The 12,074-nt window shown below is 61.2% G+C and carries 8 protein-coding genes and 1 pseudogene; 1 reads left to right on the forward strand and 8 read right to left on the reverse strand.

Annotated features, from left to right (window positions below):
• Positions 1-49: 49 nt before the first annotated feature.
• The 8 genes from ACXRVY_RS08040 to glnE form a co-directional block, all read right to left on the reverse strand.
• A complete protein-coding gene (locus ACXRVY_RS08040; RefSeq protein WP_458237219.1) occupies positions 50-1,501 on the reverse strand; it encodes a lipopolysaccharide kinase InaA family protein in 1,452 nt (483 codons plus the stop codon).
• Entirely contained in the window at positions 1,501-2,253 is a 753-nt protein-coding gene (locus ACXRVY_RS08045; RefSeq protein WP_223461721.1) for a lipopolysaccharide kinase InaA family protein, read from the reverse strand. Before ACXRVY_RS08045 ends, ACXRVY_RS08040 begins: the two co-directional genes overlap by 1 nt.
• Complete coding sequence (locus tag ACXRVY_RS08050; protein ID WP_458237220.1) at positions 2,250-2,984, reverse strand: lipopolysaccharide kinase InaA family protein; 735 nt, start codon at positions 2,982-2,984, stop codon at positions 2,250-2,252. Before ACXRVY_RS08050 ends, ACXRVY_RS08045 begins: the two co-directional genes overlap by 4 nt.
• Complete coding sequence (rfaP, locus tag ACXRVY_RS08055; protein ID WP_223461717.1) at positions 2,984-3,790, reverse strand: lipopolysaccharide core heptose(I) kinase RfaP; 807 nt, start codon at positions 3,788-3,790, stop codon at positions 2,984-2,986. The genes ACXRVY_RS08050 and rfaP overlap by 1 nt, the downstream gene beginning before the upstream one ends.
• A complete protein-coding gene (locus ACXRVY_RS08060) occupies positions 3,791-4,912 on the reverse strand; it encodes a glycosyltransferase family 4 protein (RefSeq protein ID WP_223461715.1) in 1,122 nt (373 codons plus the stop codon).
• Positions 4,912-5,973, reverse strand: coding sequence for a lipopolysaccharide heptosyltransferase I (gene waaC, locus ACXRVY_RS08065; protein WP_223461713.1), 1,062 nt, complete (start codon positions 5,971-5,973; stop codon positions 4,912-4,914). The genes ACXRVY_RS08060 and waaC overlap by 1 nt, the downstream gene beginning before the upstream one ends.
• Before the next feature lies 1 nt (position 5,974).
• The gene (gene waaF / locus ACXRVY_RS08070) at positions 5,975-7,009 is read right to left on the reverse strand and encodes a lipopolysaccharide heptosyltransferase II (protein ID WP_458237221.1); all 1,035 of its coding nucleotides are present in this window, start codon (positions 7,007-7,009) and stop codon (positions 5,975-5,977) included.
• Between the two features lie 306 nt (positions 7,010-7,315).
• Positions 7,316-10,255 carry a bifunctional [glutamate--ammonia ligase]-adenylyl-L-tyrosine phosphorylase/[glutamate--ammonia-ligase] adenylyltransferase gene (gene glnE / locus ACXRVY_RS08075; protein WP_458237222.1) on the reverse strand — a complete coding sequence of 980 codons (2,940 nt, stop codon included), beginning with the start codon at positions 10,253-10,255 and terminating at the stop codon, positions 7,316-7,318.
• 383 nt (positions 10,256-10,638) lie between these two features.
• Between glnE and aceE the strand changes: the two are divergent.
• Positions 10,639-12,074, forward strand: a pseudogene (gene aceE / locus ACXRVY_RS08080) (pyruvate dehydrogenase (acetyl-transferring), homodimeric type); the annotation flags it as partial.

A 12,074-nucleotide genomic window follows, 5' to 3' on the forward strand; every position in this document is an offset into this window, starting at 1 on the left:
CAATCCCTGTGGGAGCGGGCTTGCCCGCGATAGGACCGAAGGTCCTGATTCAGCCAGCACTGGAGATATCTTTGGGCAAACGCTGATCAATCACCTGGTAAAGGGCGCTACCTTCAGGCCAATTGCGCATGAACCGCGCGCGATCCCTTGCATACGCCGGGGCGAAACTGCCAAGGGAGCTGTGCTGGCACATCGAATCGAGATCGATCAACGCCCAGCGATCCTGCTGCCAGAACAGGTTATGGCCCTTGAAGTCGCCATGGCTGATGCGTTCGCGAATCAGCTCGGCAAACAGATGATCCAGCGCCGCCAACTCGACTTCCGGTGCATCACCGCTTTCAACATGCGGCGCAAAACGTTCGATGATGTCCGGCCCCGACAGATGCTCGGTGATCAGGTACGCCCGGCTGCGCAGCCACAGAAAACGCTTTTCCAGCAACGCCAGCGGCTTGGGCGTGGCAATCCCGAGGAACACCAGGCGATTGCCTTCGCGCCATGAATGCCAGGCCCGGCTCGGGCGCCAGAAGCGCTTGAGCCAGTGGGCAAAGCCCTTGATGTTGTAACGCTTGATCACCAGCGTGCGGCCATCCACCTCGACCTTACCGACGCTCGCCGCGCCCCCGGTCTTGTACAGATGCCCCTGATCGAGCAGGGTATCGGCCTGTTCCAGCACCGGCACCATCGACGACTCTTCCTCGCGGCGAATCGCCCGCAAGCCGAAGGCCCCGCGCTGGACGCTGAACAGCGTGCACTCGCGGCCGACCTTGATCAGGAAGTCTTTGAGGCGSCAACTGCGGACCTTGTCGATCTGCTTCTGGAGCGCCTCCATGGGCAAGGCGTGCTCGCCGTTGCTCAGCAGGTAATACACCAGCAACTCTTCAATGAAGGGTTCAATCGACTTCGGCAACTGGGCGAAGAACACCCCGAGGTTTTCCAGGACCTTCTGCCGTGACAGCGGCTGCCCCGGCGTTTCGGAGCAAATCCCGGCGCCGTCGATCAAGTACAGACGACCACGCTGACGGAGCAGGTTGTCCAGGTGCAGGTCTTCCTGCCACAGTCCTTTGCGGTGCATTTGACCGATGGCACCTAACGCCTCGGCCAGCACCGCTCCTTGCCCATCGGACAGCACGGGCTGCTGCTCAACCTGCTTCCAGGTATCACCCAGGCTTTCGGCGCCTTCCAGAAACTCGAACAGCAGCCAACCACCCTCACCCTCTTTCAGGCCATCGGCCAACARCTGCGGCGTGGTCAATCCTTGAGCGGCAAGCAAGCGCACGCCGTCCAGCTCACGCTGGAAGTGCCGCGCAGCCTTGCTGCCTACCAGCAACTTTGCCAACACCGGTCGGCCACGCCAGACACCGGCACCGACATAACGCTGCCCCGGCAACACCCGCAACAGGCTCAGCAGTTGTAGCTCAGCGGGGCCGGCGGCATCAGCCAGCGAAACGCTCAATGGCAACGCCGGGGTGCGGCCGGCGGACTTCAACTCGGATAAACGCATCAGCGTGGTCCCTTTTGGCTGCGCCGCGTAGTCAAACGCCCCAGCCAGCTGTCGATCAACGAGCTGTCCTGTGGTTGATCCAGATAGGCGGCCAGCAATTGCCGCAGTTGCGACTCTCCCCACTCGGGCGCGCGGCGCGCCAGCGGTTCCAGGTCCTTGATTCGGTCACGCTGCCCGTACAGCAGTGGTCGGGTCTTTTCCAGATCGATCAATTGAGCCTGATAGCCGTTGCCGGTGGCGCGCATGAAAATATGCTTGGGATAGAAGCATCCGTGCACCTGGCGTGCCGCGTGCAGCCGCCTGGCCAGTTCGCCACTGGCCTTGAGGATTTCCGAGTGTTGCTCAGGGCTCAGTTCATCCCAGCGCTGCAACAGCGATTCGAGGTCGTCCCAACCATCCAGGGCGCGGGTCAACAGGACCGCCCGAACTTCACCATCGACCTTGCGCTCACCGTAGAACACCGCTTCCAGCGCCGGAACCCCCAGCTTCTGGTAACGGGAGATGTTGCGAAACTCGCGAGCGAAGCTCGGCTCGCCGAACGGTGCGCGTAACGTGCGGGTCAGGTAGTTGCTTTGACGCTTGAGGTAGAAACCATGACCTTCCAGGTCCAGCCGAAACACACTGCTCCAACCGCCCCGACCGGTGTTGGGCTCATCCACCGCGTCGAGTTGTTTGGCCCAGAGGGCATCGAATGTGCCGAGGCCGTGGCGTTCAAGCAGCGCACGGTCATCAGCGGCCAGAAAATCAGTCATTCACGCCCCTCGAAAAATCTCACCACGTGCCGGATACGTTTTTTGTCCGCAGCGTTGAGCCGGGTCCGATTGCGGTATTGCAGGTAAAAGCGCAGGCGCTGGGTTGCCGACAGTTGATACTTGGCGACCTTGTCCAGGCACGCCAGATCCTTGGTAATACGGTACTTGAGCCAGAAACCGCGCCAGAAATCGCCGTTGGGGCAATCGATCAAAAACACTCGAGCCTCATCGTCGATCAGCAGGTTGCGCCACTTCAAGTCATTATGGGTGAAGCGGTGGTCGTGCATGGTCCGGGTGTATTCGGYCAGCTGACGACTGACGGTATCGACCCAGGCGCGATCCGAAAGTTTCGGGTCGCGACGCTCGGCCAGTGCCGACAAGTCTTCGGTATGCGGCAGCTCCCGGGTAATCATCGCGCCGCGAGCGTAGGCCACACCGCGTCGTTCCAGCCCCCAGGCCACCACTTCGGCCGTGGGGATGCCCCACTTGGCGAAGCGCTTGAGGTTCTGCCACTCCATCTTCACCCGAGGCTTGCCCAGGTAACGCCGCAAGCCTTTGCCAGCGCCCACATACCGTTTGACGTAATAGTTGACGCCATTGCGCTCGACCCGGATGACCTCCGAAAGCAGATCGCTGGTCAAACGCTCGCCTTGCAGCGCAAACACAGCCTCGAGGCTGCCAAAGTCATCGGCCAGTTCGCTGTAGGCCGGTTCCAGTTTCCAACCCGACATCAGAGCGCATCCCCGTATCGCTGTTTACGCTCGTAGAGCTTGTTGGCCTTGCCGTCGAGCCATGCCAGCAAAGCGGCCTCTTCACTCAGGATCTGGCGCAGCGGTTGCTGGAAATAGCCTTTGAGGAAACGCAGCTTGTCGCGGCGGGTCAGGCCGATGTCCAGCGCGGAAAAGTACAGGGCCGCCAGATCCTTGTTGCGCCAGCGCGAGGTGATCGCCGGGCGGGTCTGGGCGCGGTGCAGGTCGATCACCGAGAGCTTGAAGTCGTCCGCGGTCACCGGTTTGTCGGTGTGCAGCAGGAAGTGGCAGATGTAGCAGTCGCGGTGGTTGACCCCGGCGCGGTGCATCATGCCGGTCATGCGTGCGACTTCGGCGATCAGCGCGCGCTTGAGTTTTGGCTCGGGCGGCTGCTTGATCCAGTTGATACTGAAGTCTTCGAGGCTGACAGTGGGTGCCAGCTCCTCGGTGACGATGAACGAGTGCTGGTCGGCCGGGTTGCTGCCCTTCTCGCCATACGCGACGGCGGTCATGGTCGGCACGCCAACTTCCTGCAGGCGCTGAATGGCCTGCCACTCCTGACCGGCCCCCAATACTGGAAGCTTGGCGGTGAGCAGGTTCTTGAAGATTTCGCCCCAGCCGATGCCACGGTGGATTTTCACGAAAAATCCGTTGCCATCGACTTCCGTGCGTAAGGTCCGGCGCGCTTCCAGCTCGCGGTACACCTCGCCCTCAAGCCCCTCGACTTCGGCGAACGGGTCGCGTCCGGCCCAGAGGCTCTTGAACGGTTCAGCCAGCATCAACTTCATTTAAGCGTGCTCCGCCAGAATCACATCGGCCGCGTGCTGCGGCATGCTGTAGAGGTCGGCCGTCCCGGCGTAGGCCAGACCATTGCGGCTCCAGGCCGCCCTTGCTTGAGCGTCGTTCAACATGCCGGTCAGGTACTGCGTCAGTTGCGCCTGATCGAACGGTTCGTCCAGCACCAGACCCGCATCGGCCTCGGCGATGTAATGGGCATAACCGCACACCGCGCTCACCAGCACCGGCAAGCCAGCCACCAGCGCTTCGAGCAGCACGGTGCCGGTATTTTCGTTGTACGCCGGGTGGATCAACAGATCGGCACCCAACAGGAAACGCGGGATATCACTGCGCCCTTTGAGGAACGTGACGTTGTCGCCCAGCCCTAATGTCGCACTCTGCATCTGGAATAATTTGGGGTCATCCTGGCCAATTACAAACAGCCGGGTGCGTTTCCTCAACTCGGCAGGCAATGCCGCCAGTGCCTTGAGGCTACGGTCCACGCCCTTGGTCTTGAACCCGGAGCCGATCTGCACCAGCAGCAGTTCGTCGTCCTTGAGATCGAATTCAGCGCGGAACCCGGCGCGAATTTCATCGGCATCCGCCGGTCGGCGACGGTCCTGGGCGATACCCGGTGGCAGCAGGTGGAAACGCTCCAGCGGCGTGTCGTAATGCTTGATGAACAGCGGCTGCTGGACCTCGGAAATCATCAACACTTCGGTCTTGGCATCCCTGGCGAACACCGCCCGCTCGTATTCGGCGAAGTGGCGATAGCGGCCCCAACGGCGATACAGCGAGTTGCGCAGGTTCTGTGCCTTGTCTTCGAAGCAGCCGTCGGCCGCGTAATAGACGTCCAGGCCCGGCATCTTGTTGAAGCCGATCAGGCGGTCGACCGGGCGCTTGGCCAGGTCCGCTCCCATCCATTCGCTGAGCTTCTCATTGCGGCGATGGTTGAAGAACGCCTTGACTGGCGCCACCAGCACTTCGAAACCCGGCGGCACGTCACCCTCCCAGATCAGCGTGTAGACGCGAATCTGATGACCGCGCTTCTGGCACTCCAGGGCGATTCGCATGAAATCGCGCTGCAAGCCGCCGAACGGGAAATATTTGTACAGGACAAATGCCAATTGCATCAGCGCAGCTCCTCAGCCATTAACAACGTGCTCAGTCGGCTGGCGACACGCTCGGGATTCAGACGCGTGAAGCACAATGGCAACTCGCGTTTCAGGTCAAATTGACGGGCATCTTCGGCCGTCGGTTGATAGGTGCATTTCTTTTGCAGGCACGGCGCACAAGGGAAGTCGCTGGCCATGTGAATCTGCACCTTGCCATAAGCGCCTGTCAGGCCCGGGTTGGTCGGGCCGAACAGCGACAACGTCGGCACATCCAGCGCGGCGGCCAGATGACCAAGACCGGTGTCGACCGCCACGCAGGCTTGCGCGCCGGCCAGCACCTTGCCGACACCCGCCAGGTTCAGTTTTGGCAGCACTTCGGCGTGCTTGAAACCCGCGGCGATACGCTCGGCCCGGGCTTTCTCCAGGGCATTGCCCCAGGGCAACTTCACCCCGACGCCAAGGTAGCCAACCCGTTCGGTCAGCTCGCGCCAGTAGGCTTCGGGCCAGTGCTTGGTGTCCCAGGTGGTGCCGTGCAAAAACACCACGTAAGGATTCTTGCGCGGCAACTCCACCAGGCGCTCGATATTCAGTCCGTAGTCGCCCAGGCCTTTAGGCAAGTCATAGCCCAACGCAATGGCGAACAACTGACGCACTCGCTCCACCGCGTGCTGCCCACGGGCAACGGCCAGACGTCGATCGTAAAAGCGCGCAGCGATGGGCTCGCGCGCCGAGCTTTTATCGAGGCCGGCCACCGGCGCCTTGACGTAACGGGTCAGCCAGGCACTTTTCAGCAAGCCCTGGGCGTCGATCACCAAGTCATATCTGGTGACGCGAACGCTTTGCTTGAAGCGCTTCCACTCACCGCTCTTGATGGTCTGCCAGATGTTTTTGCGCCAGCGACGGATCGCCACCGGAATCACCTTGCCCACCGCCGGATGCCAGGTCGGGATTTCGGCAAAGCCTTCTTCCACCACCCAGTCGAATTTGATGCCGGGAATCGCCCGCGCCGCATCGGTCAACGCCGGCAACGCGTGAATGACGTCGCCCAGCGAAGAAGTCTTGATCAACAGAACCCGCAAGCTATTTGACCTCGACCACAGTGCCTTGCAACCGCTGCAAGGCTTCGTTCACGGCCTGCGGCATGAGCTGGYGCAGGCAGTTGTAATGGCCGAAACGGCAGGTGCGATCGAAGCACGGACTGCACTCGATGCCCAGGCGTACGATTTCGACATGCTCGGCCAGCGGTGGCGTGAAGCCCGGCGACGTCGAACCGTAGACCGCGACCAGCGGGCGGTTCAGAGCGGCGGCGACGTGCATCAGGCCGGAGTCGTTGGACACCACAGAATCTGCACAGGACATCAGGTCGATGGCTTCGGCCAACGAGGTGCCGCSGCTGAGGTTGACCGATTCTTCACGCAGACCTGGAATCAGCCGCGCGCGGATGTCTTCGCCCACGGCGTGATCGTTTTTCGAACCGAACAGCCAGACTTGCCAGCCTTCGCGGATCTTCGCTTCGGCGACCTTGGCGTAATGCTCGGACGGCCAGCGCTTGGACTCGCCAAACTCGGCACCAGGGCACAGGGCCAACACCGGACGGTCGAGGGTCAGACCGAACTTTGCCAGTGCCGCCTCGCGCGTGACCGGGTCGATCTGCAGTGTCGGGCGCGGATAGGGTTTTGGCAACTCGACGCCCGGCTCATAAGCCAGGGCCATGAAGCGCTCGATCATCAGCGGATAACGATCTTGATCCAGCGTGCGCACGTCGTTGAGCAGGCCATAGCGGAACTCGCCACGCCAGCCTGTGCGTTTCGGGATGCCGGCAAAGAACGGCACCAGCGCCGACTTCAGGGAGTTGGGCAACAGGATCGCCTCGTCGTACTGGCCGGCCAGGGATTTGCCGATGCGCCGGCGAGTCGCCAGTTCCAGAACACCGTGACCGAGCGGAAAGCTCAAGGCCTGGCGAACTTCGGGCATACGCTCAAGAATCGGCCGGCTCCACTCGGGGGCCAGCACGTCGATTTCGCATTGCGGGTGGCGTTGTTTCAAACACTGGAACAGTGTCTGCGCCATCACCATGTCACCGACCCAACTGGGCCCAACGATCAGAATTTTCATGTGGTTTCCATAAACGAACCGGGGAGGCCTACGCCTCCCCGCCTCGAAAATCTCTGCGGGAGCACGGCGGCTTGCGATGGGTCATCACCTTCAACATTGCTGTCGAGTGTCACTCCGCTATCGCGAGCAGGCTCGCTCCCACATTGGGTATTGGTGTACCTCGATCCGCATGGCACTGCAGATCCACTGTGGGAGCGAGCTTGCTCGCGATGAGGCCATCACATTCAACATCAATGGTAACTGTCAGTCCGCCATCGCGAGCAAGCTCGCTCCCACAGGGGTATTGGGCGTATCGAATATCCCGTTTCAGCTTAGCCCCAGCTCACGCCAGATCCGCATGACCTGCCGCCGTTCGTCCGCGAACTGGTCGCCCGGAATCACCCCCGGGTCCTTCTGCAAGGCCTGCCGGTGGGCGGCGGAACGGTACGCTTTATACGCTTCACGCAACAGGCCGGCATCTTCGACGGGCATCAGCCCTTCATGCTCCAGCTCTTCCAGAATGCGGATGTTGTCGGTCCAGCGCAGCAACGGCGGGTGTGTTTCGGACCACGCCAGGGCCGCGTATTGCACCATAAATTCAATATCGACGATACCTCCGGCGTCCTGCTTGATATCGAACGGCGCCGTGGCTTCGAAGGCATTTGCCCCGGTGCCGGCCGCCGTGCTCTTGCTGCCCAGGTTATCGCGCATCTTGGCGCGCATCTCGCTGACCTCCTGGCGCAGGGTCGGCAGTTCACGCGTCTTGCCCAATATCGCGGCGCGGACTTTCTCGAAGGCCTGGCCGACATCCTGACTGCCCACCAACACCCGCGCCCGCACCAATGCCTGATGCTCCCAGGTCCAGGCCTCGTTTTCCTGATAGCGGGCAAACGCCCCCAGGGAACTCACCAGCAAGCCCGACGCACCGGATGGCCGCAGACGCATGTCCACTTCATACAACTGCCCGGAGTTGGTCTGTGCAGTCAGCAAGTGAATGATCCGCTGCCCCAGCCGGGTGAAGAATTGCGCGCCATCGATGGGTTTGACGCCATCGGTTTMAGCCTGCGGATCGCCGTCGTGGATGAACACCAGGTCCAGGTCCGAACCATGCCCGAGTTCCAGACCGCCGACTTTCCCATAACCGACAATGATGAAGCCGGGATCGCACAAAGTGCCATCGGTGCGTAGCGGCGTGCCGTACTTGGCCACGGTCTGGCGCCAGGCCAGTGCCAGCACTTGCTCCAGGATCGCCTCGGCGAGCCAGGTCAGGTAATCGCTGACCTTCATCAGCGGCAGGCTGCCGGCGATTTCCGAGGCAGCCACCCGCAGGCGGTGCGCCAGCTTGAAGTGGCGCAGGGCTTCCATTTGCTGCTCGAGGTCGTCCTCGGGAATCCGTGTCAGGCGCTCGCGCAATTCAGCCGCCAGTTCTGGCGCCAGTGGCGGTTTGAACAGCCGGCCTTCGTTGAGCAATTCGTCGAGCAGCAGCGGGAAGCGAGTGATTTGCTCGGCGATCCACGGGCTCGCCGCGCACAGCGTCAGCAACCGCCGCAACGCACTGGGGTTCTCGGTCAGCAGCACCAGGTACGCGGAGCGACGGGCCACGGCTTCAACCAGCGGCAGCACCCGTTCCAGTACCAGGTCCGGATTGTCATGCTCCACGGCCTGCGCCAGCAAACGCGGAATAAAAGCATCGAGACGTTCGCGACCCAGACGCTGCATCGCCCGCAACTGGGGGCTGCTGCGCAAACTGGCCAGGGCTTTCAAGGCTTTTGGGGCATCCTTGAAACCACCCTCTTCCAGTTGACGGCAAGCGGCCTCATCGTCCTGAGCCTCTTCCCACAGCGGCAACCACTCACCGCCGACCACCACTTCGCTTTCGGCGCCCTGCTCTTCGTCGGGATCGGCGATCACCTGCCCGAAGTGCCAGGCCACGCGGCCGCGCCAATACATCAATTGTTCGTGGAAGGCCGTCCAGTTGGCGAAACCCAGCATAAAGGCAATACGCGCCTGATCCTGCTCGCCATCGGGCAACATTTGCGTCTGGCGGTCGGCAATCGCCTGAATCGCGTGTTCGGTGTAACGCAGGAATTCATAACCTTCACGTAGCTCGCCGATCACAGCCGGCGGCAGGTAACCCTGACCTTCCAGCGTGCTCAGCACCTTTAATAGCGGGCGTTGCTGCAAGCTCAAATCGCGGCCGCCGTGAATCAGCTGGAACGCCTGGGCAATGAACTCGACTTCACGAATACCGCCGGATCCGAGTTTGATGTTGTCGGCCATGCCCTTGCGCCGTACTTCCTGCTGGATCAGCTGCTTCATGGTGCGCAGCGCTTCGATGGCCGAGAAGTCCAGGTAGCGCCGGTAAACGAACGGTCGCAGCATCTCCTGCAGTTGCGCGCCGGCTACTTGATCGCCGGCCACCACCCGCGACTTGATCATCGCGTAGCGTTCCCAATCGCGGCCCTGATCCTGGTAATACTGTTCCAGCGCGTTGAAGCTCAGCACCAGAGCGCCGGACGAACCGTAAGGTCGCAAGCGCATGTCGACGCGGAATACAAAGCCGTCGACGGTCATCGGGTCCAGGGCCTTGATCAGCCGCTGGCCCAGACGAATGAAGAACTCCTGGTTATCCAGCGCGCGTTTCACACCGACGGTTTCGCCGCCCTCGGGGTAGGCAAAAATCAGATCGATGTCCGAGGACAGGTTCAGCTCCACGGCGCCGAGCTTGCCCATGCCGAGGATGACCATCTGCTGCGGCTCGCCGCTACGTCGGCCGGTCGGCACGCCGAACTGCTGACAATGCCGCACATACAACCATTGATAAGCCTGATCGATGCTGGCATCGGCCATGTCCGAGAGGTCGCGGCAGGTCTGTACCAGGTCAGCCTGACGGGTCAGGTCGCGCCAGATGATCCGCACCTGATGGCGTGCACGCTGACGGCGCAAGGCGCGACCAAGCTGATCATCGGTCTCGGCCACGCTCACGGCAGCGGCAATCTGCGCGYACAACTCACCGGGCGCGAAGCGGCGGTCCAGTTCGCCGGACTGCACCAGCGCCAGCAACATCAAAGGGTCACGAACACACTGTTCAATCACGAAATCGCTGGCGGCGGTGACGCGGGCAAATTGCGCCCAGCGTTCCGGCGTCCAGGTGGACAGCCCGTGATCATCGTCCAGGGCAGCGACGGCAGCCCGGAACGACTGCTCGGCGCGGGTGACCAACGGCAGGAGAATGGCGGGCAGTTCGGCAAGCGAAGGGAGGCTCATGGTCTATCCTTGATCGGCGTACAACGGACTGCATGTAGTGGTTTTCGAAAACTCACTACCTGAGGGACTGTCGAACAAAAGTTAGAAATAGCTGAAATTTCTTTAATTTTGGCAGCCAGCATCAAGCTTTTACCTTTTGTAGTTGGAAAAAGACCAACCTTAACGATTATTCTCACAACGCAGCCGGGGGCTACAAGCCGCTCATCTGTAGTTTTACTACTCGTATATACATTAGACGGGCTGAAATGCCGGAAGATTTGTAGTAAAACTACACGCCGCCGGAACAACCTGTCGGCAATCCAAGAATTCATAACGTCTGCCCACAAGGCCAGTCGCTAACTCAGGCAACCGATTCTGGTAGCCTTTCCGCCCTGGAGCAAGCCATGCAAGACCTCGATCCCGTCGAAACCCAGGAATGGCTGGACGCCCTGGAATCGGTTCTCGACAAAGAAGGCGAAGACCGTGCTCACTATCTGATGACCCGTATGGGTGAACTCGCGACCCGCAGCGGCTCGCAGTTGCCTTACGCCATCACCACGCCTTACCGCAACACGATCCCCGTTACCCACGAAGCACGCATGCCTGGCGACCTGTTCATGGAACGCCGCATTCGCTCGCTGGTACGCTGGAACGCGATGGCCATGGTAATGCGTACGAACCTGAAAGATTCCGACCTCGGCGGTCACATCTCCAGCTTCGCGTCCAGTGCGACCCTGTATGACATCGGCTTCAACTACTTCTTCCAGGCCCCGAGCGACGAACACGGCGGCGACCTGATCTACTTCCAGGGCCACACCTCGCCAGGCGTTTACGCCCGCGCATTCATGGAAGGCCGCATCACCGAAGACCAGATGAACAACTTCCGTCAGGAAGTCGATGGTCAAGGCCTGTCGTCCTACCCGCACCCTTGGCTGATGCCTGACTTCTGGCAGTTCCCGACCGTATCCATGGGTCTGGGCCCGATCCAGGCGATCTACCAGGCACGCTTCATGAAGTACCTGGAACACCGTGGCTTCATCCAGCCAGGCAAACAGAAAGTCTGGTGCTTCCTGGGCGACGGCGAGTGCGACGAGCCGGAATCCCTGGGCGCCATCTCCCTGGCCGGCCGCGAGAAGCTGGACAACCTGATCTTCGTCATCAACTGCAACCTGCAGCGTCTTGACGGCCCGGTTCGCGGCAACGGCAAGATCATCCAGGAACTCGAAGGCGTGTTCCGCGGTGCCCAGTGGAACGTGACCAAAGTCATCTGGGGCCGTTTCTGGGACCCACTGCTGGCCAAGGACGTCGACGGCATCCTGCAACGCCGCATGGACGAAGTCATCGACGGCGAGTACCAGAACTACAAAGCCAAAGACGGCGCGTTCGTGCGTGAACACTTCTTCAACACGCCAGAACTCAAGGCGATGGTTGAAGACCTGTCCGACGACGAGATCTGGAAGCTCAACCGTGGCGGCCACGACCCGTACAAGGTCTACGCGGCGTACCACGAAGCGGTCAACCACAAAGAACAACCGACCGTCATCCTGGCCAAGACCATCAAGGGTTATGGCACCGGTGCCGGCGAAGCGAAGAACACTGCGCACAACACCAAGAAGGTCGATGTCGAAAGCCTGAAGTTGTTCCGCGATCGCTTCGACATCCCGGTCAAGGACGATGAACTGGAAAACCTGCCGTTCTTCAAACCGGAAGTAGGCAGCGCCGAAGCCCGTTACCTGAGCGAGCGTCGTACCGCACTGGGCGGCTTCGTGCCTCAGCGTCGCGCCAAGAGCTTCAACATCCCGACTCCGCCACTGGACACCCTCAAGGCGATCCTGGACGG

It is taken from the genome of Pseudomonas sp. P5_A2_2 (assembly GCF_054177685.1).